Here is a 21,068-nt window from a genome sequence, read left to right as displayed (position 1 = left end):
TTTTGTTTGAATGGGGGGGGGGGGGCTTTCTTCTCCCCCCCCCCCCCCCCCCGTTTCTTCCCCCCCCCCCCCCCCCCCCCCCCCCCCCCCCCCCACACCGCGTTCGAGGGCCCTTCCGGGCCCGGGAAACACCGCACATCCGGGAAACACCGCACATCCCCTTCCACAGGCACCTTTCGATGAAAGGCACGCTCATGACCCAACTGACGCAGCGTCCGACCCTCGAGGTCGTCCCGGACCCGCAGCCGGAACGCACCCCGCGTCCGCCCTCCTTCTTCTTCAACGGCCACGCGCCGCGGCGGCGCATGCTGGTCGCCGTGGTCAGCGCGCTGTTCGGCTTCGCCCTGACGGTGGTGTGGTCGGCGGAGTTCGTCGACAGCACCATCGGCGACAACGTCGCGGACACCCTGCTGGGCCACCACGCCAAGGACACCCCGATCGCCGGCGCCCTGGCCGGACTGGCGTTCGCCGTGGCGACCGGCATCGCGGGCACGTTCACCGCGTGCAACGTCGCCGTCTTCAGCGCGCTGGCCCCGCTGACGGGCGGGCCGTCCTCCGCACGGCGGCGGCTGGTCGCGGCCCTCCAGCCGCTGAGCAGGCTCGCCCTGGGCGCGATCACCGTGTCGGCGCTCTACGGGGCGCTGGTGGCGCTGGTCGGCACCGGGATGCCGCAGTTCGACGAGAGCACGCCGGGCAGCAGCGGGCTGTCCGGCCGTCTGATCCAGGCGATGGTGGTCTACGGGCTCATCGGCCTGTGCATGCTGGTGCTCGGACTTTCCGCGCTGGGAGTGGTGAAGGACCCGCTCGCACGGCTGACGCAGCGCTTCCCCGGCGCGCCGATGCTGTTCATGGGCGCCCTGATCGGGGCGTTCCTCATCGGGCGTCCGTTCCCGCTGTTCCGGCAGCTGTTCCGGGACGCGGCCGAGAGCGGCAACCCGCTCTACGGGGCGGCGGTGTTCGTGCTCCAGACGCTCGGCAACCTCGCCGTCGTGGCCGTGCTGTTCCTCCTGGTCACCGTCGCCTTCGGGGAACGGCTCCAGCGCTGGCTGACGGCCCGGCCGAGCCGCGCCTCGGCGCTGATGGCGGCGGCGTTCATCGCCGCCGGGGTCTTCATGCTCCTGTACTGGGACCTGCGGATCCTGGCCCGCCGTGACCTGATCTGGTACCCGATGGCTCCCTGGGCGCACTGAGGGCCGCCTCCGCGGCATGCGAACGGGCCGGGTGCGCGCCTTGCGCACCCGGCCCGTTCGTCTGCGGGGACGGTTCAGACGCCCACCTTCGGCGCCGGCTCTTCCGCGGTCTCGTTCCGGGACTCGCTCCGGGGCTCGGTCTCGTTCTCGGTTGCGGCCTCGGTCTCGTTCTCGGTCGCGGCCTCCGCCGGGGCCTCCTCCTGGCCGACCGGCGGGATGTGCCGCATCAGCACGACGAAGAAGGCGCCGGCGACGGCGATGAGGGCCGCGCTGACCCCGGCCACCGTGTGCAGGCCGCTGGTGAAGGCCACGCGCACGGGCTCCAGCAGCGTCTCGGCGAGCGGTGCGGGCAGCCCCTCGGCGGCGGCCGCGGCACCGGCGACACTGTCGCGGGCGGCGTCGGCGGCGCCCTCGGGCACGCCCGCCGGGACGGTGTCGGCGATCTCGCCGCGGTAGACGGCCAGGCCCGCGGTGCCCAGGGTCGCCACACCGAGGGCGGCTCCGAACTCGTTGCTCATCTGGGACAGGGCCCCGGCCGAACCGGCCTTCTCCGTGGGGACGGTGCCCACGACCATGTTCGTGCCCAGCGCCACGATCGGGGCGCCGCAGAAGGAGAACACGGCGAACCCGGCGATCAGCACGGCCGTTCCGGAGTCGGCGTCCAGCTGGGTGAAGGTGAGCAGGACGGCGGTCACGCCCGCGATGCCCGCGCCGATGACGTACGCGGGACGGACCTTGCGGGCGATGATCGGGCACACGGCGAAGGAGACGGTGGCCGCGGCCATGCCGGGCAGCATGCCCAGTCCCGCCTCGAACGGGGACATGCCCTGGGCGGCCTGGAAGTACTGGGTCATGAAGAGCATCACCGTGCCGCCGATGAGGCTGTAGGCGAGCAGGCTGAGCAGCGCGGCGGTGAAGCGGCCGTGGGCGAACAGGGTGACGTCCAGGAGCGGGCTGCTCAGTCGGCGCTGACGCTGGACGAACAGCACGCCGATGACGAGCCCGGCGACCAGCACGGCGAGGGGCAGGGCCTCCCAGCCGTTGCGGGCGAGTTCCTTGATGCCGTAGATGACCGGGACCGTGGCGCCCAGGCTCAGCAGCACGCTCGCCGGGTCCAGCCGGCCGGCCTCGGGGTTCTTGAACTCGGGCAGCACGCGCGGGCCGACGACCAGGGTGAGCACCATCACCGGGACGCCGATCAGGAACAGCGAACCCCACCAGAAGTACTCCAGCATCACACCGCCGAGCAGCGGGCCGACGATCGCGCCGATGGTGAAGCAGCTGGCCCACAGGCTGATGGCGACCGTGCGCTGTTTGGCGTCCTGGAACATGGTGGTGATGAGGGCCAGCGTGGACGGCGTCAGGGACGCGCCGGCGATGCCCAGGAGCACGCGCGCGGCGATGAGCATGCCCGGACTGGTGGCGAAGGCCGCCATCAGGGAGGCGGCGCCGAACGCGGCCGAGCCGATCAGCAGCAGCTTGCGGCGGCCGATGCGGTCGCCGAGCGTGCCCATGGTGACCAGGAAACCGGCGACCATGAAGCCGTAGATGTCCATGATCCACAGCTGCTGGTTGGAGTCGGCGCCGAGATCCGCGCTCAGATGCGGCAGCGCCAGGAGCAGTACGAAGACGTCAAGGGCCACGAGGAGTGTGGGAAGGGCGAGGATGCCCAGCCCGATCCACTCCTTCCGCCCGGCTTTGGGAGCACCGCCTGCAGTCATGTGCCTGTTACTTCCCATCGTCATGAGTGGTGCGCGTGTGGGTGTGGTGTCGTGGTGCCGGTGCGAGGAGGTACGCGATGTGCGCGACGTGCGCCCCCGCCCCTGCGCGTGCCCGTGCGCTGCGTGCCGTCGGGCCCACCCGCCACCGTCCTCCGGGGCCTGCCGCGCCCGCATCTCTTTGCGTGCTGTCTCCGGATGCGGAATCCGCAAGTTGCATGAAGCAACTTGGAAGATGCCCAGGCCGCAGCGGGGCCCGTAACTTCATGGACACGGCAGCCGGAACGGCCGGCTCGCCTCAAGTCCCGCAGGGAGTCAAGGACATGACCGTCAAGAACAAGCTCGGCCTCATCACCCGTGTCGGCGCCACCGCCGCCCTCGCCATCGGCCTGGGTGCCGCGGTCGTCCCGAGCGCGTCGGCCACCGCCGCGGCCCCCGTGGTCTCGGTGACGCCGGCCACGGGCCTCAGCGACGGCGCCACGGTCACGCTCAACGCCTCGGGGCTGACGCCGGGGACCGTCTACCACGTGGGCCAGTGCGCCTTCGTCGACGGCGGCCAGTACGGGTGCAACAAGGCGACCGCCCTCGACGTCACCGCCGACGCCTCGGGCAACGTCAACACGAAGATCACCGTGAACCGGTCCTTCGAAGCGGTGGTCGGTTCCGCCACCACCCCGTGGGGCACCGTGGACTGCAAGGTCACCGCCTGCCAGGTGGGCCTCGGCAGCGACGCCGGGGAGGGTGGTGGCCAGGCGATCACCTTCTCCTGACGCCGGACCGGTTCCTGACGCGCCGTCGACTCATCGGCGCCGACCCGCTCTCCGTCCCCGCCCCGTCGCGGCCCTCCCCCTCTGGGTCGCGGTGGCGGGGGCGGGGAGCCGCCTCATTTCTGCGGGTCGGTACCGGGACGGTGGGCGTGTGCGCGCCGCACGGGACGGGACCGTCTGCGTCGTGCGGCGCAGGGCGGCCGGAACGTCGGCGCGGACGCGGGCGCGGCAACGCGTGCAGGCGCAGCCTCGGCGGCGTGTGCGGGCGCAGTCTCGACGACGCGTGCGGGCGCGGCCTCGGCGGCGCGTGCGGAGAGCGGGGGTGTGTCCGGGGAAGCGGGCCGAGGGGCAACAGGCGCCTCCGGCAGGCTCTCTGCCTCCGGCAGCACCTCGTCGCCCGGCAGGCCGATGTCGAAGCTGCGCCAGGCCCAGGCCCATGCGGCGGCCCGCCGGAACGGCCCGTCGGGGCCGTCGTCGAGGCGGGCGCCCGCCGGCGCGCTCATCGTCCGGCCGCCGGGGAGCCGCCGACTGCGGCACGCGCCGCCCCGGGACCGTAGCGGACGCCGGTCAGCGCTTCCGACAGTTCCCACAGGCGGACCTGTGCCGCCGCGTCGCGTGACGCGCGGCTGGAGGACGCGGGAGCCGGCGTGCCCCGGCTCTCGAACCGTTCGCCGGGTCCGAGGTAGGACCCTCCCGGCAGTTGGGGGTCGGTGGCGGCGCGCAGCACCGGCAGCATCGCCCGCTCGGGCGGCTGTGCCAGCAGCCGCAGCGCGACCCGGCTCACCGGGCGCAGCCACGCGGGCGCCTCCCCGTGCCACAGGGCGGTCGCCGACAGGCCGGGGTGAGCGGCGACCGAGAGGGTCTCGGCCCCGCTGCCGGCCAGGCGGTGCTGAAGTTCCCGGGCGAACATCAGGTTCGCCAGCTTCGACCGGCCGTAGGCGGTCAGCGAGCGGTGGCCGGCGGTGGCACGGGCCCGCGGTTCGTCGAGAGCACCCAGGCCGGCCCGGTGGGCGAGGCTGGCCACCGTCACCACGCGGGAGCCGGGCACCCGGCGCATCAGGTCCAACAGCAGCCCGGTCAGGGCGAAGTGACCCAGGTGGTTGACGCCGAAGTGGGGCTCGAAGCCGTCCTCGGTGCTCGGAGCGGAGGGGAACATCACCCCCGCGTTGTTCACCAGCAGGTCGAGCCGCCGGTGCCGGTGCCGTACCTCGTCCGCGGCCCGGCGTACCGAGTCCAGGGAGGCGAGGTCGAGACGGACGACCTCGGTGCGCCCGTCGATGCGGGCCGCGGCCGCCCGGCCGCGTGCGGTGTCGCGGCAGGCCAGGACGACGTGCGCGCCGCGTTCGGCGAGTGCCCGGGCCACCTCGAGTCCGAGACCGCCGCTGCCTCCGGTGACCAGGGCCGTTCTGCCGTGCTGGCCGGGGACGCCGGCCGGGGACCAGTCCATGTGAGTCCTCCTCGGTGACGGCGCCCACGAGGGCTCAGAGCGCGGCGCCATAACCGTGCTCGACGATGATGTCCGCCGCGGCCTCGTAGTAGGCCGGGTCCGGGGCCACGTCGGTGGCCAGGCCGCTGACGTAGCGGTTGTACATGCAGAAGGCCGCCGCGATCAGCACCGTGTCGTGCAGGTGACCGTCGGTGGCGCCCTCGGCGATGGCGGCGCCGACCGCCGCGTCGGAGACGGGACGGGCCCCCTCCTGCACCTCGGCGGCGATCCGCAGCAGGCTCTTCAGCAGCGCGGGAACGGGCGCGCCGTCGGGGTCGGCGAGGACCGCCCGGACCAGGTCGGCGCCGCCGTCCATCTGGGCGGCCGCGAACGCGCTGTGGGAACCGGCGCAGAACGGCGTGCTGTTGAGGTGCGAGACGTAGGCGGCGATCAGTTCGCGCTCGCCGCGGGTCAGGGGCGAGTCGCCGCGCAGCAGCGTCTCCGCGAGGTGGGTCAGCGGGGCGCCGGTGTCGGGGCGCTGGGCCATCAGGCCGCTGATGCCGGGCAGGTCGTTGTCGATCGCGATGTGCGCCATCGGAGCACCCTTCGCTCTGGCGGGATCGGGTCGTGCCATGGTCGTCAGCGGTCCGGAGGGCGGCCAACTCCGAGCGTGCGCAGCCCGGGGCACGGCGGTGTGCGGTCGCCGAAGGTGCGCACGCTGGGAGTTGGCCGGAACCCGTGCCGCTTTCCACGATGGGCACCGGCCGGTCGCCCCCGACAGCGGCGGCCGAGGACCCCTGCCCAGCGCCGCCCGACAACTTACGGAGCACCATGCCCGCATCCATGCCCGCCTCCGTGCCCGCGCACGGGAAGGCCCACCGGCGCTCGGTCGCCGCGACGGTCGTCGGCAACTTCATCGAGTCGTTCGACTGGCTGGCGTACGGGCTGTTCGCGCCGCTGTTCGCCGCCCAGTTCTTCCCCTCCGACAACACGCTGACCTCCGTACTCGGGGCGTTCGCGGTCCTCGGCGCCGGTGTCCTGATGCGGCCGCTCGGCGGTCTGCTGCTGGGCCGGTTCGCCGACCGGCGCGGACGGCGGCCCGCGCTGATGCTGGCCATCTCCCTCATGGCGGGCGGCTCGTTCCTCATCGGGGTCACCCCGACGTACGAGCACATCGGGCTGCTCGCGCCGCTCGTGCTGCTCCTCGCGCGGACCGCCCAGGGCATCTCGCACGGCGGCGAGTGGCCGGCCGCGGCCACCTATCTGATGGAGGTCGCGCCGGAGCGGCGCAAGTGCACGTACGGCAGCCTGTTCTCGCTGACCACCTGCGCCGGCGCGTTCACCGCCTCCCTGCTGGGCGGCGCGCTGACCGCGACGATCGGCTCCGAGGCCATGGCGGCGTGGGGCTGGCGGGTGCCGTTCCTGGTCGGCGGCGTCCTCGGCCTGGTGCTGTTGGTGCTGCGCGCCCGGCTGGCCGAGACGGACGTGTTCCGCCGCGAGGTGAGCAGCCGGGCGGGCCGCGGCTCGGTGCGCCGGGTCCTCGGTGTCCACCGGCGCCAGGTCCTGCTCGCCGTGCTGTTCGTGGCCGGTACGGGCACCGTCGGCGGTACCTGGACCGCGGTCGTCCCCGCGCTGGGCGGGCGGATGGCCGAGGAACCCGGCACGATGATGTGGGTCGCCGTGACCGCCACCGCGTTCCTCATGGTGGTCAACATCCCGCTCGGTCTGCTCGCCGACCGGATCGGGGCCGCCCGCTTCCTCGCCGTCGCGAGCGTGGTGTTCGCGGTGGCGGGCTCCTGGTCGTACCTGACCATGCGGGGCACCTTCACCAGTCTGCTGCTCGCCTACGGCTCCGGCGTGCTCTACCTGACGTCCGCGACCACGGTGCTGCCCAAGCTCCTGACGGAGATCTTCCCGCCGCAGGTGCGCGCCCTGGGCATCGGGCTGCCCAACGCCGTGACCAGTGCGGTGCTCGGCGCCGTCATGCCGGTCTCGGCCGCGTTCGCCGCCGAACGGGACGCCTCCGGCTGGTTCATCGCCGCGGTCATGGCGGCGGTCCTGCTGTCACTCCCGGCAGCGGCCCTCTCCCACCGCCGGACCCCCGCCCGCCCGGTGCTGGACCGAACCGAGCTCACGCTGACCAAGTGACAGCGCCTGAAGGCGGGGGCTTCCTGCCGCAGGCTCGCGCGTCGCACCCCCGCCGACGATCCCCGCGGCGAACCGGCCTCCCGGCACCAGCCGGAGGCCGGTTCCGCATGACTGGCCGCCGAAGTCCTCCATGCCGCGCGACCCGGCGCAGCCGGCCGCGTTCAGGCGAGTTGCGGGGCAGGGCTCCGTGACGGGTCGCGTGGCGTAGCGGACGGCGTGGTCTGGTCGGCACGATCCGTCAGTTGTCTAATGTCGGCATGGATCGGGTGGGCCGCGGGCCGGAGGAAGTGCGGCGCGCACTGCATGCCGCCCTCACGGACGAGGTGGATCGGCGTCAGGCAACCGGGCAACTCTCACCGCTGAGAGCCGCGCAGGTCCTTCATGCGGCACTCGCCGAGGCGTCCGGGGGACGCAGGAGGCGGGACGCCAGGCCGTCCGTGCCGGTTCACGTGTTCATCGCCGAGCTGATCTCCGGTTCCGAGAGTCCGCACCCCGTCGACGCGCTCTTGCCCCCACTCGACCCCGCGCTCCCCGAGCCCCGCCGTGGTCCCGAGAAGGTGCAGCGGCGCAAGGCGGCACAGCGTGCGCGTGCGCGGGAAGGGGCGTGGGCGAAGGAGCAGGAGCGAGTGGCGCGGCGGGAACGTGAACGGGAGCAGGAGCGGGAAAAGGATCTCCAGCGGGGGCGTGCGGAGGCTGAGCAGAGGGCCGAGCGGCGACGTCGTGCTGAGCAGGAGGCGCCGGGTCTGCTGGCCGGCGCGGGGCTGGCAGCGGACAAGAACACGCTCGAGATCGCCACGCTGCTGCTCATGCGTCATGGAGAGGTGACGCCGGAACATATGCGGCGGGCGGTCAGAGTCTTCGAAGAGACATACGAGGCTCGCATACGGAAGTTCAGGGAATCCGGCGGGCTGATGCCCTGGCCGAGAGCGGAGACACTGATCCCGGTGCTCTTCGGGCCGCGCCCGAAAGCCTCTGGAGATTGACCAAGAGGGCCTGACCGGAAGCCAGGCGACAGCTCCTCCGATTCCGCCGGGGCGTCCTCGGAGGAGCACCGTGAGACGCGGGGATCAGAGTTCGGGTTCGCGGTGGAAGGACGTCACCGATCGTTCGCCGCGGACGCCGAGCGCCTGGCGCAGGGCGTCCGGGTCGAGGAGCTGGGTCGTGTCGAGGGCGACGAGGGCCCGTACGCAGCCGCGTTGGCGCAGTTCGGTGAGGGCCGCCGTCACCAGGGCGAGGCCCACGCCGGTACCGCGCGAGGCGGGAGCGACGGCGGCCTCCACGACGCGGCCCTGGTCGCCCGCCGCGTGCGCCAGGACGTGACCGGCGGGGTGACCGGCGACCTCGAGGACGAGCGCGAATCCGGAGAACTCGCCCAGCCGCCGGATCCGGGAGCGGAAGAGGGCCGGGTCGTGCGTCTTGGGGACCCTGGAACGGCAGCGCAGGTGCAGGCCGTGCAGCACCTCGGCGTCCTCGTCCGGCACGGCCGGCCGGATGCGCCCCGCCCGGGGCAGGACCGCCGGCGGCGCCCCGCGCGACAGGTCGACGTCGTACTGGGTGATCGTGCCACCGCGTACGAAGCCGGTCTCCTCCAGGACACGGGGCAGCACCGGATCGCCTCCGAGGACCCCGCTGACGTCCAGGCCCAGCGAGGTGCCCTGGGCCAGTCCGAGCGCGTCCGTGCGGTCCAGCAGGTGCAGGATCAGGAAGCGGGCCGCGGGGGCGCTGCGCGGGCCGGGCGGGACCGTGACTGCCGCCTGGGCGGCGGTGCCGCCGCCCAGCGCCAGGGACGCCCAGGCCAGCAGCTCGTCGCCGGGTCCGGTCAGGCACCAGCTGTTGTCCGCGTAGTGGGGGTGCGACATGGTCAGCCGGATGTCCTCACGGGTGCACGTGGCCGTGCCCGTGCTGCCTTCCTCGTACGCCCTGACCAGTCGGACCAGCGCGTCCACGGAGACGTCCGCGGAGCGTCTGAGGACGAATTCTCCCGGCACGGTCATGGAGGTTCGTGCCCCTTCCTGGGGGATCGTTCATGGGTCGGGGAGTCAACGTCCGGGACGGCCGGCAACGGGTGGGCGGCGCGGCCGGGAAGGTCGAGGGCGTGGCAGCGCCCCTCCCGGTCGCGGAGCCGGCGGACACGGTGTTCCCGATCCGCCGCGGGCCGTACGGGGACCGTCAGCGTCTGCGTCGTCCGGTCCGGAGGGGACACGAGCCGGTGGAGAGCCGGACCGTGCCGGGCGCCCGACCGGGTATGGGCCCGGTGCGGAGACGCGAACGGCGCGCGGCGCGGGAGGGTTCGGAGGCCGCCGCGGAGCGGCGCGGGGCGTCGACACGACGTCCTTCGAACGCCATGGCGCCTCACCGCCCTTCGCTCCGGCCAACGCCCTTCGGCGTAATCGGATGCTACTTGGCCAAGTGGTTCCGGATGTTCTTCCAGATTGCTCTCTGTCGCCCTGACGTGTGGACATCTCCCGGGCGCCGGGCCACCGGCCCGTCCACCGCGGTTCACGCCGGACCGGCCGCGCCGGGAGCGACGTCCCCGGCGAACACACCGTGCGGGTCGACGCGGGCCCGCACCCGGCCGACGGCGGCCGCGCGGTCGGCGTCGAGGTGCCGCTGCGGACGCTCGTAGCCCTCGACCAGGGACGGCACGGTGCTCCCCGTGTCCCAGGGCGCGAGCGCCTTCCGCACCGTGGCGCAGTGGTCGTGCAGGGCCTGGACGGTGACCGGTCCGAACGGCGGGCCGGACCCCATGTACGCGTAGGCCGCGTCCACTTCGGACAGCGCGCCGCCCTCCGGGTGGGCCTCGGCGAACGCCCCGCCGAGCTGGCGCAGCGTGGCCACGGCCAGCGGTGAGCCCGACCCTTCGCCGACGGCGCCCAGGAACGCCTCGGCGCCGGCGTCGTCCAGCTCGCGCAGCAGCAGGTGGTCGCCGATGAAGGGGACCGGGTCGGCGGGGTCCATGTGGGCGTCCAGCACCCCGGCGGGCCCGGTCGGCGCCCAGGTGTCCAGCAGCGGCTCGGCGACCTCGCGCAGCGGGCCGAGGAGCCCCTCCGCCGTCTCGTGGGCCGTCGCGGTGTCCTCCGCGCGGCGCGCGAGGACGGCACCGTCGACGCAGAGCACCGGACCGGCGGCGAGCTGCGGCGGGACGCCGGGGACCGGGGGCAGGTTCATGATGCGCAGGGACGTGGTGGCCTCGCGCGGCGCGTGGCGCGCCCACGCCCGCCACCGGTCCAGCAGCGGCCGGGCGTGGGCGGCGGACCAGTAGCTCGCGCCGGTGACGACCTCCGCCACGGGGAAGAGGTCGATCTCGACGCCGGTGACGACACCGAACCCGCCGCCTCCGCCGCGCAGCGCCCAGAACAGCTCGGGGTCGTTGTCGGCGTCGGCGCGCACCGACTCGCCGTCGGCGGTGACCAGTTCGACGGCGCGGACGGTGTTGACGGCGAGGCCGGTGCTGCGGCCGTAGAAGCTGACGCCGCCGCGGAGCAGGTAGCCGACGACGCCGACGCCCTCGGCCGAGCCGTGCGCGGCGGCGAGCCCGTGCGGGGCCGCCGCGCGGACTACCTCGCCCCAGGTGGTGCCGGCCGGGACGCGGGCCGTGCGGCGGACGGGGTCGATCTCGACGCCGCCCGCGAGCTCGGTACGGATGAGCAGCGCGCCGTCGGCGGGCCGTACGGCGCCGGAGGCGTGCCCGGTGGTGTGCACGCGCACCGGCAGGGCGGCCCGGACCGCGGTGCGCACGGCGGCCCGTACCTGATCCGGAGTGCGCGCGACGACGGCGGCGGCCGGGCGGGGCGGGGCGGCGAGGTTGAACGCGGCGGTCGCCCGCTCGTACTCCGGGGTTCCGGGCCGGGCGAGGGCCGCCTCCCGGACGTCGGAGAGGGACATGGACGAATTCCTTCCGTATGACTTCCGCATCCGGTTCCGGATCGGATTCCGGATCGGCTTGCGCGGGGGCGGCCGGGCAGCGGGTGGTCAGGCCTCCTTGACGGCGGTGAGGAACACGAAGGTGCCCGGCCCGCTCTCCTCACGGACCGTCAGTCCCGCCTCGGTCAGCCAGCGCCTGAGGTCCCGCGGGTCGAACAGCCGCAGTCCGCCCTCGTGCTGCGGGAAGCGGTGGGCCGACTGGAAGTAGCGGTAGACGGGGTCCTCGGAACGGCGGAACGTCATCGCGGTGAAGGTGCCGCCGGGCCGCAGGATCCGGCCGGCCTCGGCGATGGCGGCCGGCGCCTCGTCGTAGAAGGCCTGGAGGGCGTTCCAGCACACGACCGCGCCGACGGAGGAGTCGGCGAAGGGCAGGTCGGCGGCGCCGGCCAGCACGGCGGGCACGTCGGGCAGCCGGCCGCGCAGCACGTTGAGCATGGGCAGCGAGCTGTCGACCGCGACGAGGCGGTCGGCGCCGACGGTCTCGGCGATGACGGCGGTCCAGCGGCCGGCGCCGGCGGCGAGGTCGACGACGGGGCCGTCGACGGGGGTCACGTGCTCGGCGATGTAGCGGTCCTCGTCGTCGGGGGTGACGTCGCCGCCCCAGTTGGAGCCGGCGACCCGGAGGAACGAGGGGCGGGCCACGGCCTCGTAGAACAGGCCCATGCTGGGCACCTGGGACAGCTTCTCCAGGAAGTCGTCGACGCCCGCCTCCTCGTCGGCGGGGGCGGTCAGGTCGAGGATGCCGCCGGCGGCCGGGAAGTCCGCGGCGCAGCCGGTGCAGGTGAAGCGCCCGTCGCCCGGCTCGAGTTCCTTGTGGCAGACGGGGCAGCGCAGCGCGGCGGCGTGCGCGGCGATCAGTTCGGGGCCGGCGGCGGGGGCGGTGGCGTTGGCCCGGTCGGGGACGGCGGCGGGCGGGGCGTCGGCCGGGTCGCCGTGGCACACCGCCCAGTAGGCGCGAGCCCCGGTGCAGCCGAGGACCGTACGGGTGTCGTTGTCCCAGGCGGCCAGGAGCTGCTGCGGGCTCAGGGCCTTCACCCAGCTCTGGTCGAAGGCGACTTCGTCCTCGTTGAGGGTCCACACGGACGGGGAGGGCCACACCCGGCCCAGCCCGGGCCGGCCGGGGTCGAGTTCGCTCAGGGCGCGGTCGAGGCGGGAGAGGTCGGCCGGGTCCAGGTCCAGGCCGGATACGGCGGCGAGGATCTCGTCCCGGTCGGCCGGGAAGTGCGACAGCAGGTAGAGCAGGGCGAGCGTCAGCGGGGTGCCGATGCCCTCGGTGCGCAGCAGCTCCAGGTACCTGTCCAGGTGCGCGCGGACCGCGCGGGTCACCGGCCCGGCGACGGTGGGGTGTTCGGACTCGGCGAGCAGGCCGAGCAGGATCGCCAGGTGCCCGCGGCGCGCGTCACCGGCCCGTTCGAACGCGGCGGCCAGGGCGGGTACCGCGTCCAGGGCCGACGCGGTGGGTTCGCCGTCGTCCCACACCGCCTCGACCAGCACGCGGTAGTGGTGCTCCGCCCGTTCCGGCGCGGCGTCCACGAAGGCGTCGATCAGGGCGTCGGTGGCGTGGGCGGTGGCTGCGTTCATGGGGCGTCCTTCCTGCATCGGTGCGGCGTCACCCGGCATCACCCGGCGCCATGCGTGACCGGCGCTCTGACCTGCGAGGAAAGGGCCGGTCCTGTGCGATGCTGCCAGTGCCGCCCGCGCCGGTGCATCTTCTGGACTGCCCTTCTTGCGGCGGCTGCGACGCCGCCGCGCACCGCGTCCGGGCCGCCCGGCGCACGGAGCAATCCGCAAGATGCGGCGCCGTGACACGGCGGCGCACGATACGGCTGGACGCACGTGTTTCGGGACCGATCCCGCCGGGCGAGCCCTGTGACCTCCTTCAGCGAGCCGCGGCCTTCAACGCGCGGACCGACTCTCCTCGGAGCGCTTCATGCATCCCTTCCGTATCGACATCCCGCAGGACCAGCTGGACGACCTGCGCCGGCGGCTGGAGGCGACCCGCTGGCCCGACGAACTGCCCGGCGTCGGCTGGAGCCGCGGGGTGCCGCTCGGTTATCTGAAGGAGCTCGCCGAGTACTGGCGCACGTCGTTCGACTGGCGTGCGGCCGAGGCGCGCCTGAACGCGCACCCGCAGTTCGTCACCGAGATCGACGGCGCCCCCGTGCACTTCCTGCACATCACCTCGCCCGAGCCGGACGCGACGCCGCTGCTGCTCACGCACGGCTGGCCGGGCTCGGTCGCCGAGTTCCTCGACGTGATCGGCCCGCTGTCCGACCCGAGGTCCCACGGCGGCGACCCGGCCCAGGCGTTCCACCTGGTCATCCCGTCGATTCCGGGCTACGGCTTCTCCCGCCCGCTGCCGGAGAAGGGCTGGGACACGGGCCGTATCGCCCGCGCCTGGGCCACGCTGATGGAGCGTCTGGGCTACGACCGTTACCTGGCGCAGGGCGGTGACGCCGGCGCGGTGATCTCCCTGGAGCTCGGGCGGATCGATCCCGAGCACGTCATCGGCGTTCACGTGAACATGCTGATGACCTTCCCGTCCGGCGACCCGGCCGAGCTCGCCGGGCTCGGCCCGGCCGACCAGGCCCGCCTGGGCAAGCTGGCCCGCTTCGACGCGGAGCTGTCGGGCTACATGAAGGTCCAGCAGACCCGCCCGCAGACGCTGGCCTACGCGCTGACCGACTCGCCGGTGGGCCAGCTGGCCTGGATCGTGGAGAGGTTCCTGGACTGGACCTCGGCCGAGCTGCGGCCCGAGGAGGCGGTCGACCGCGACCTGCTGCTCACCATCGTCTCGATCTACTGGCTGACGGCGACGGCCGGCTCGTCGGCCCAGTTCTACTTCGAGGGCGCCGAGGGGGTGCGGGCCGCCGCGGCCGGCGCGGTTCCGCCGCCGCTCACGGTGCCGGTGGGCGTCGCCGTCTTCCCGGACGACATCTTCGTGCCCATCCGCAGCCTCGCCGAACGGGACCTGCCCAACCTCACCCACTGGACCGAGTTCCCCCACGGCGGCCACTTCGCCGCGATGGAACAGCCGGCCGAACTGACCGCCGACATCCGCGCCTTCGCCCGCTCCCTCACGTCCGCCACCGCCACCGCCGCCGCCTGAGCCGGCACCCGTTCAGACAGAGAAGAGGCCGTAGATGACCACCCCGACCGTGATCGACGTCTGGCTTGGCGACCTGACCTTCCCCGGCTACATGGACCGGCTGCACCGTCTGGGCGCCGAGTTCGAGAAGGCCCACCCCGAGTACCGGATCAACATCGAGGGCAGGGACTTCCGCAACCTGTCGAAGGAGATCGCCGAGGCGGCCGACGCGGGCCGTCCCCCGGCGATCGGCGAGTTCTACTTCGCCGTCACCCAGGCCGCGTACGACATGCGCAGGCGTGACGGCCAGCCGCTGTTCACGTCGGTGCAGCAGGCGATCGCCGGCCGCACCGAGATCCTCGGCGAGCCGGTCGTCGTCGACGACCTCCTGCCGGCCGTGCGTGAGCACTACTCCCGCGACGGCGAGCTGGTGTCGATGCCCGCCGTGGTGACGGCGATGCTGATCTACGGCAACCAGGACCTCCTGCGCGCCGCCGGCGTCGAGCGGCTGCCCACCACCTGGGAGGAGGTGGAGGCGGCCTGCGAGGCGGTCGCCGCGCTCCCGGACGGCCCGAGCCACGCGGTGACCTGGTCCAACCACGGTCTGTTCTTCCAGCAGGCGCTCGCCGTCCAGGGCGGGCAGCTGGCCGACCACGACAACGGCCGCTCGGGCCGGGCCTCCCGCCTGGACCTGGCGTCCAAGGAGATGCTCACCTGGGTCGAGTACTGGCAGCGGCTGCACCGCAACGGCCACTACCTGTACACCGGCAAGATCCCGGACTGGGAGGGCAACCTCAAGGCGTTCGCCGACCAGGACGTGGCGCTGCGCATCACCTCGTCCAACGACCTCAACTACATGGCCCAGGCGGCCGAGCACGCCGGCTTCGAGATGACGGTCGGCCGTTTCCCCGGCCGGGCGGGCGAGCCGTACGGCGGGAACATCATCGCCGGCACCTCGCTGTGGCTGACCGCCGGTCTCGACGAGGAGACGCAGGACGGCGCCCTGGCGTTCATGCAGTTCCTCAACAACCCGCGCAACGCGGCGGACCGCCACATCGCGAGCAGCTTCGTGCCGGTCACCCGCTCCTCCTACCGGCTGCTGGAGGACGAGGGCTGGTTCGAGGCGAACCCCTTCCACCGGCTGGCCAGCTCTCAGCTCGGCAGCTACACCGAGGGCGAGGGCGTGCCGCCGTGCCGGGGCGCGCTGTTCGGCGACTTCGCCGGCGCGCAGGACGTGATGACCCGCGCGATGGGCGACGTACTGCTGCACGACGCGGACCCGGCCTCCCGCTTCGCCGAGGCGACCTCGGAGGCCCAGTCACTGCTCGACGCCTACGAGCGCGACCGCGTCGACAACGGGGTCCGCAACCCCGAGAGCCTGCGCGTGGAGTACTTCACCGGGGCCGAGGCCTACACCGGCGCCCAACTGGAGAACGCGGTGCGCGGCAGCAACGGCTGACACCGGACACGCTTGAAGGGGCGCCCCTCGTCCGGGGGCGCCCCTTCCGCATGGATGGACCGACGGTCAATGGCCGGCCGAGCGGGTTCGCAGGTAAGCGCCGGGGCGCACAACTCCGCCATCGCTACGTACGGTTACTGCTCACTCTCCCTGGGTAACGAGCAGTCGAGATGGGCCGCCACCCCGGGGAGGGCAGCAGGCATGACTCTGGAGGGTGCGGACGTCGCCGCCCGCCGGCCCAACGGCCCGTGGATAGCCAACCTGCGTGGCCGCCTCTCGGGAGCGCGGGACATACAAGTCCGTTGACGCTCCCGCCAGTTGCGCCGTCGGCGCCTGGCGTGCCCCGCGCGTCGGCATGCGTGCCGGGCAGGTGTCCCCGTGCCCGGACCGAGCCGCGCGTCCGGCACTCACTCGTCCGAGAACACAGCGGAGTTCCCTGATGTTGCACGCACAGAAGCGGGCGGCGTCGGCCTTACGACGCCCGTACCGCGCCCGGCTGACGACCCTTCTGCTCATCGGCACACTGTTGGGCACCTCGTCCCTCGCAGCCGCCGCGCCCCCGCCGCAGGCCCCAGGAGGGGGCGACGCGGCCGACGTACGGCAGTGCCCCACCGAGGGGCACTCGGCGGCTCCCGACTGGGCGCTCACGTCGACGGACCCGAAGAACGACCACCACGCCTACGTCGCCAACGGCTACCTCGGGCAGAGCCTTCCGCCCGCCGGCACGGGCTACTCCGACTCCGAGCGGGAGACCGGCTGGCCCCTCAAGACCCCTCGCTACGACGGCGCGTTCGTGGCCGGTCTGTATGCGCACAACAAGCAGACCGCCGAGGACCGGCACGTCATCGCCGCCCTGCCCACATGGTCGGCGCTGACCGTCGGCGCCGGGCGCGAGACGTTCGACCCGTCCACCCCCACGGACCGGATCAGCGACTACAAGCAGACCGTCTTCCTGCGCTGCGGACTGGTCCGCACCTCGCTGACCTGGACCACCCGCGACGGCCGGGCCACGGACCTGGTCTACGACGTCGTCGCCGACCGCAGGTACCGGCACGTCGGCGCCGTACGGCTGCGCATGACCCCGCACTGGCGCGGCAACGCCACCGTCACCGACCTGATCGACGGCCGCGGGGCACGGCGGATCTCCGCCACCTCGGACGGGCCCGGCGGGTCCGTGGAGGACCGGATCGCCGTGCCCTTCCGGACCGACGGCACCGGCGTCGCCGGGGCGGTCGTGTCGACCCTGCGCCCCGACAAGGGGGTGCCGGTACGCGGCTGGGTCCGCGGCGGCGAGGGCCTGACCGCGCATCAGGCCGCGACGGTGCCGGTGCGCGACGGACGCTCCTACGAGTTCACCAAGTTCGTCGGCGTGGACACGGAGTTGACCTCCCGGCAGCCCGCGGAGAACGCCGCGGACGAGTCGCGCGAGGCCGCCGACCGGGGCTGGGAGCAGCTGTTCGGCCGGCACGCCGCCGAGTGGGACCGGCTCTGGAGCGGCGACATCCTGGTGAACGGCCGGCCCGAGCTCCAGCAGTGGCTGCGCTCCAGCATGTACGGGCTGCTGGCCAACACCCGCGCCGGATCGTCCGACAGCATCGCGCCGGCCGGTCTGACCAGTGACGACTACGCGGGGCTGAAGTTCTGGGACGCCGAGACGTGGATGTTCCCGGGCCTGCTGGCCTTCCGGCCCGAACTCGCCAGGCCCGTGCTGGAGTACCGCTATCGCACGATGCCGGCGGCCCGGAAGAACGTGGCCGAGCTCGAAGGGAACATCCGCGGCCTGTTCTACCCGTGGACGAGCGCCGACAAGGGCGATCTGAAGTCGGAGTGCCACAGCGTGGAGCCCGACCACTGCCGCACCCAGATCCACCTCCAGGCCGACATCGCCCTCGCGGCCTGGCAGTACTACCAGCAGACCGGGGACCGGGACTGGCTGCGGGACCGGGGCTGGCCGCTGCTCAAGGGCATCGCCGAGTTCTGGAAGAGCCGCGCGCAGCGCAACAGCGACGGCAGCTGGTCCATCGACAACGTCTCCGGGCCCGACGAGTACAGCAACTACAAGAAGGACGGGGTGTTCACCAACGCCGCCGCCGCCACCGCCCTGCGCAACGCGACCAAGGCCGCCCGGGTCCTGGGTGAAAGCGCGGACGGTGACTGGGACACCATCGCGGACCGGCTGCGGATCCTCTACGACGAGGAGACCAATGTCTTCCAGCAGTACGAGGGCTACAAGGGCCAGGACATCAAGCAGGCGGACGCGGTCCTGCTGATGTACCCCCTGGAGTGGCCCATGTCCGACGAGGCGGCGGCCAACACCCTCGACTACTACGCGGCCCGCTCCGACCCGGACGGCCCGGCCATGACGGACTCGGTGCACGCCGTGGCCGCCGCCGACATCGGCAAGCCCGGCTGCTCCACGTACACCTATCTCCAGCGGTCCATCCGGCCCTTCGTACGCGGTCCCTTCGTGCTGTTCTCCGAGGCGCGCGGCGAACGGGCCGCCGGTGCCGGCGACCCCCACGCGGGCTTCCCCGCCGAGGACTTCCTCACCGGGAAGGGCGGCTTCCTCCAGGTCTTCACCCACGGGCTCACCGGACTGCGCACCCGCTCCGGCAAGGTCCACCTCGACCCGATGCTCCCGCCGCAGCTGGCGGACGGCGTCACGCTCAAGGGACTGCGCGCCCAGGGCAGGACGTACGAGGTGGCCATCGGCCCGGAGGAGACCACGGTCCGGCTGACCCAGGGGGAGCCGTTCGAGCTGGAGACCCCGCAGGGGTCGCAGGTCGTCAGCGCGGGGGCGCCCGCGGTCGTCAAGACCCGCCGCCCCGACCTGGAGCCGACGGACAACCTCGCCCGCTGCCGGCCGGCCGAAGCGACCTCGGAGCAGCCGGGTCTGTACGCGAACGCCGCCGTGGACGGTGACGGGACGACGTACTGGTCGCCGAAGGACGCCAAGGCGCATCTGGACGTGGACCTCGGACGGACCGTACGGGTCTCGAAGGTCTCCGTGGAGTGGTCCGAGATCCGCCCGGCCTCGCACCGGGTGCTCACCTCCGTCGACGGCAGGAGCTGGCGCGAGCTGACCCCCGGCGCCGACGCCCGCTTCGTACGCGTGGAAGTGCAGGCGGCGGACCCGAGTGACGAGAAGAAGCGGCCGGGGATCGCGGAACTGAAGGTGACTCAGGAGCCGTAGAGCGAGCGGAGGAGCCCAGGAGAGACCAACAGAACATAGAGAAAAGGCTGTGTGTTCCGGCTTCTTGCCGGAACACACAGCCTTTTCTCTTTCCGCGGTCTTCCCGCGATCTTCCCGCGACATTTCTGCGGCCTTCCCCCGGCGCGTGGAGCGGAAACATAAATGTCTGATATAAACGATGCATCACCCATCCAGGAATTGGCACGGGTGTCATGTGACGGCGCACGGCGCTCATGCCCCGGCTCCTGCTATTCATGCTTCGGAGCATGCGGCTCAAAGAATCGTTTTTGTTCTGGCCGCCGGCTGAATTACCTCCCCATTGCCTCCCTTGTCAAGCGTGCTCTTCCATAACTGAACTTGCCTGCTCATCGGAGTAATCACCCCTTCGGGCGGTCCTGATCCTACGGTATTTACAGGATTTTCGGGTGGTCGCTGAATGGTTCATGCCCCAGACCTGCGGAAAGGGAGGCAGCTCCATGGCCACGTACGACGTCGACGTTCTCATCATCGGAAGCGGGCCTGTCGGCTCCACCTACGCCCGAAAACTGGTGGAAGCCGGCCACAGCGTCCTGATGATCGATGCCGGTGCCCAGCTCTCCGGCAATTATGGCGAACACCTCAAGAACAGCTTCCTGTACCAGAAGAATGTGGATCTGTTCGCCTCGGTGATTCGCGGTCATCTGCATCCGTTGTCCATCGCGGCGGACGACTCCCCGGTGGTCACTCTGGACCCGTCCTCCTTCTCCTTCGACCCCAAGGAGTGGCCGGGATTCGTCCTCAACAACCAGAATCCCGAGCAGCGGAAACGGGACAACCTCGGCGCGTCCGCGGCCACCTACGCCGTCGGTGGCATGGCCACCCACTGGACCTGCGCCGTACCGGAGTTCCACCTCGAACTGGAGCGTGAGTACAACGGCGAGACGTACCCCATCGACGAGACCGAGATGGGCAAGCTCTACGAAGACGCGGCCGCCCTGCTCCAGAAGTCGGAGACGGTCTTCGCCTCGTCGGCGCGTCATCTGCTGGTGCGGGAGGTGCTGCACCGCGCGGAGTTCAGCACCGTCAAGGAACTGCCGCTCGCGGTCAGCAAGCGGCCGGACCAGGACAAGTCCGACGCGGTGCACTGGAGCGCCGCGGACACCGTGCTCGGTCCGCTCGCCGACCCGCGCCACGCGCCCACCCAGGGGTCCTTCCGGCTGCTCGCCGAGCACCAGTGCACCAAGCTGGAGCTGAGTGAGGACGACAACGGCGACCAGCAGGTCACCGGGGTGAAGGTGCGCAACCTCCGCGATCTGAACGAGCGGGTCACGATCAACGCCCAGTTCTTCGTCGTCGCCTGCAACCCGGTGCTCACCCCGCAGCTGCTGTTCGCCTCGGGCCTCCAGAACGAGAACGTCGGCCGGTATCTGACCGAGCAGCCGATGGCGTTCTGCCAGACGGTCCTCAAGCAGTCGATCACCGACGAGATCCTGGACTGGCTGGCCGAGTACCCCGACGCCCAGACGCGGGTGAAGGAGTACATCGAGAAGCAGAAGCAGAAGCAGGAGGAAGGGATCCCGGGCGCGGACCCCGTCCCGTTCCCCAAGGGGGAGCTGGAACCCAACCTGTGGATCCCGGCGACCCCGGACCAGCCCTGGCACTGCCAGATCCACCGCGACGCCTTCAGCTACGGCGAGGTGCCCCCCAACATCGACAGCCGGCTCATCGTCGACCTCCGGTGGTTCGGCATGTCCCGGCCGCGCCGCAGCAACCGGGTGACCTTCAGCACCCGCATCAAGGACACCTTCGGCATGCCCCAGCCGACGTTCCACTTCGAGCTCACCAAGGAGGAGCGGGTCGACTGCGGCAAGATGATGGACCACATGATGCGGGTCGCCGCCCAGCTCGGCGGCTTCATGCCCGGCTCCGAGCCGCAGTTCCTCACCCCCGGGCTGCCCCTGCACATCGCGGGCACGACGCGGATGGGCAAGAACCGCGGCACCAGCGTCGTCGACCCCGACTCGCAGGTGTGGGGCGTCAGGAACCTCTTCCTCGGCGGCAACGGCCTGCACCCCTTCGGCAACGCCGCGAACCCCACGCTGACCAGCGTGGCGATGGCGCTGAAGTCGGTCGAGAAGATCAAGAGCCTCTTGCCGAGCAGCTGAACGGGTCAGGA

General features: G+C 72.4%; 15 protein-coding genes. 8 read left to right on the top strand and 7 right to left on the bottom strand.

Going from position 1 to position 21,068, the window contains the following annotated elements; genetic code table 11:
- The first annotated feature begins 194 nt into the window (after positions 1–194).
- Positions 195–1,190 carry a hypothetical protein gene (locus ACZ470_RS24380; protein WP_468430365.1) on the top strand — a complete coding sequence of 332 codons (996 nt, stop codon included), beginning with the start codon at positions 195–197 and terminating at the stop codon, positions 1,188–1,190.
- Between the two features lie 74 nt (positions 1,191–1,264).
- Here the strand turns inward: ACZ470_RS24380 and ACZ470_RS24375 are convergent, their stop codons facing one another.
- Positions 1,265–2,911 (bottom strand): MFS transporter, encoded by a 1,647-nt coding sequence (locus ACZ470_RS24375; RefSeq protein ID WP_468430363.1) that lies wholly within the window; start codon positions 2,909–2,911, stop codon positions 1,265–1,267.
- A gap of 320 nt (positions 2,912–3,231) precedes the next feature.
- Between ACZ470_RS24375 and ACZ470_RS24370 the strand changes: the two genes are divergently transcribed.
- Entirely contained in the window at positions 3,232–3,678 is a 447-nt protein-coding gene (locus ACZ470_RS24370) for an enediyne antibiotic chromoprotein (protein ID WP_468430362.1), read from the top strand.
- Between the two features lie 113 nt (positions 3,679–3,791).
- On the opposite strand, the gene ACZ470_RS24365 is transcribed toward ACZ470_RS24370, so the two are convergent.
- The 3 genes from ACZ470_RS24365 to ACZ470_RS24355 are packed head-to-tail and all read right to left on the bottom strand — an operon-like array spanning position 3,792 to position 5,696.
- On the bottom strand, positions 3,792–4,178 hold the full coding sequence (locus ACZ470_RS24365; protein ID WP_468430360.1) for a hypothetical protein: 387 nt from the start codon (positions 4,176–4,178) through the stop codon (positions 3,792–3,794).
- Positions 4,175–5,122: an oxidoreductase gene (locus ACZ470_RS24360; protein WP_468430359.1), complete on the bottom strand. Its 948-nt coding sequence runs from the start codon at positions 5,120–5,122 to the stop codon at positions 4,175–4,177. The genes ACZ470_RS24365 and ACZ470_RS24360 overlap by 4 nt, the downstream gene beginning before the upstream one ends.
- A 34-nt stretch (positions 5,123–5,156) precedes the next feature.
- A complete protein-coding gene (locus ACZ470_RS24355; RefSeq protein WP_468430357.1) occupies positions 5,157–5,696 on the bottom strand; it encodes a carboxymuconolactone decarboxylase family protein in 540 nt (179 codons plus the stop codon).
- Positions 5,697–5,932: 236 nt separating this feature from the next.
- On the opposite strand from ACZ470_RS24355, the gene ACZ470_RS24350 reads away from it, so the two are divergent.
- Positions 5,933–7,249 (top strand): MFS transporter, encoded by a 1,317-nt coding sequence (locus ACZ470_RS24350; protein ID WP_468430355.1) that lies wholly within the window; start codon positions 5,933–5,935, stop codon positions 7,247–7,249.
- 257 nt (positions 7,250–7,506) lie between these two features.
- Positions 7,507–8,232: a hypothetical protein gene (locus tag ACZ470_RS24345; protein ID WP_468430353.1), complete on the top strand. Its 726-nt coding sequence runs from the start codon at positions 7,507–7,509 to the stop codon at positions 8,230–8,232.
- Between the two features lie 84 nt (positions 8,233–8,316).
- Here ACZ470_RS24345 and ACZ470_RS24340 read toward each other — a convergent pair whose 3' ends face one another.
- From ACZ470_RS24340 to ACZ470_RS24330, 3 genes are all read right to left on the bottom strand, one after another.
- Positions 8,317–9,243 carry a GNAT family N-acetyltransferase gene (locus ACZ470_RS24340; protein ID WP_468430351.1) on the bottom strand — a complete coding sequence of 309 codons (927 nt, stop codon included), beginning with the start codon at positions 9,241–9,243 and terminating at the stop codon, positions 8,317–8,319.
- Positions 9,244–9,748: 505 nt separating this feature from the next.
- Positions 9,749–11,134 (bottom strand): FAD-binding protein, encoded by a 1,386-nt coding sequence (locus tag ACZ470_RS24335; RefSeq protein WP_468430349.1) that lies wholly within the window; start codon positions 11,132–11,134, stop codon positions 9,749–9,751.
- An 87-nt stretch (positions 11,135–11,221) separates the two neighbouring features.
- Positions 11,222–12,754, bottom strand: a complete 1,533-nt coding sequence (locus tag ACZ470_RS24330) for a methyltransferase domain-containing protein (RefSeq protein WP_468430347.1) — start codon at positions 12,752–12,754, stop codon at positions 11,222–11,224.
- Positions 12,755–13,103: 349 nt separating this feature from the next.
- On the opposite strand from ACZ470_RS24330, the gene ACZ470_RS24325 reads away from it, so the two are divergent.
- From ACZ470_RS24325 to ACZ470_RS24310, 4 genes are all read left to right on the top strand, one after another.
- Complete coding sequence (locus tag ACZ470_RS24325) at positions 13,104–14,282, top strand: epoxide hydrolase family protein (protein ID WP_468430345.1); 1,179 nt, start codon at positions 13,104–13,106, stop codon at positions 14,280–14,282.
- A 34-nt stretch (positions 14,283–14,316) separates the two neighbouring features.
- The gene (locus ACZ470_RS24320) at positions 14,317–15,720 is read left to right on the top strand and encodes an extracellular solute-binding protein (protein WP_468430343.1); all 1,404 of its coding nucleotides are present in this window, start codon (positions 14,317–14,319) and stop codon (positions 15,718–15,720) included.
- A gap of 439 nt (positions 15,721–16,159) precedes the next feature.
- Positions 16,160–18,913 carry a discoidin domain-containing protein gene (locus ACZ470_RS24315; protein ID WP_468430342.1) on the top strand — a complete coding sequence of 918 codons (2,754 nt, stop codon included), beginning with the start codon at positions 16,160–16,162 and terminating at the stop codon, positions 18,911–18,913.
- 476 nt (positions 18,914–19,389) lie between these two features.
- Positions 19,390–21,057 carry a GMC oxidoreductase gene (locus ACZ470_RS24310; RefSeq protein WP_468430340.1) on the top strand — a complete coding sequence of 556 codons (1,668 nt, stop codon included), beginning with the start codon at positions 19,390–19,392 and terminating at the stop codon, positions 21,055–21,057.
- Positions 21,058–21,068 lie beyond the last annotated feature (11 nt).

It is taken from the genome of Streptomyces sp. NPDC031111, from assembly GCF_055570675.1.
Note: the sequence above shows the minus strand (reverse complement) of the source record. Positions and strands in the feature narration are given on the sequence as shown.

Coding starts and splice junctions, on each gene's coding strand:
- ACZ470_RS24380 (WP_468430365.1), top strand. CDS start 195: ATGACCCAACTGACGCAGCGTCCGACCCTCGAGGTCGTCCCGGACCCG.
- ACZ470_RS24335 (WP_468430349.1), bottom strand. CDS start 11,134: ATGTCCCTCTCCGACGTCCGGGAGGCGGCCCTCGCCCGGCCCGGAACC.
- ACZ470_RS24375 (WP_468430363.1), bottom strand. CDS start 2,911: ATGACTGCAGGCGGTGCTCCCAAAGCCGGGCGGAAGGAGTGGATCGGG.
- ACZ470_RS24320 (WP_468430343.1), top strand. CDS start 14,317: ATGACCACCCCGACCGTGATCGACGTCTGGCTTGGCGACCTGACCTTC.
- ACZ470_RS24360 (WP_468430359.1), bottom strand. CDS start 5,122: ATGGACTGGTCCCCGGCCGGCGTCCCCGGCCAGCACGGCAGAACGGCC.
- ACZ470_RS24365 (WP_468430360.1), bottom strand. CDS start 4,178: ATGAGCGCGCCGGCGGGCGCCCGCCTCGACGACGGCCCCGACGGGCCG.
- ACZ470_RS24370 (WP_468430362.1), top strand. CDS start 3,232: ATGACCGTCAAGAACAAGCTCGGCCTCATCACCCGTGTCGGCGCCACC.
- ACZ470_RS24355 (WP_468430357.1), bottom strand. CDS start 5,696: ATGGCGCACATCGCGATCGACAACGACCTGCCCGGCATCAGCGGCCTG.
- ACZ470_RS24325 (WP_468430345.1), top strand. CDS start 13,104: ATGCATCCCTTCCGTATCGACATCCCGCAGGACCAGCTGGACGACCTG.
- ACZ470_RS24345 (WP_468430353.1), top strand. CDS start 7,507: ATGGATCGGGTGGGCCGCGGGCCGGAGGAAGTGCGGCGCGCACTGCAT.
- ACZ470_RS24350 (WP_468430355.1), top strand. CDS start 5,933: ATGCCCGCATCCATGCCCGCCTCCGTGCCCGCGCACGGGAAGGCCCAC.
- ACZ470_RS24310 (WP_468430340.1), top strand. CDS start 19,390: ATGGCCACGTACGACGTCGACGTTCTCATCATCGGAAGCGGGCCTGTC.
- ACZ470_RS24340 (WP_468430351.1), bottom strand. CDS start 9,243: ATGACCGTGCCGGGAGAATTCGTCCTCAGACGCTCCGCGGACGTCTCC.
- ACZ470_RS24330 (WP_468430347.1), bottom strand. CDS start 12,754: ATGAACGCAGCCACCGCCCACGCCACCGACGCCCTGATCGACGCCTTC.
- ACZ470_RS24315 (WP_468430342.1), top strand. CDS start 16,160: ATGTTGCACGCACAGAAGCGGGCGGCGTCGGCCTTACGACGCCCGTAC.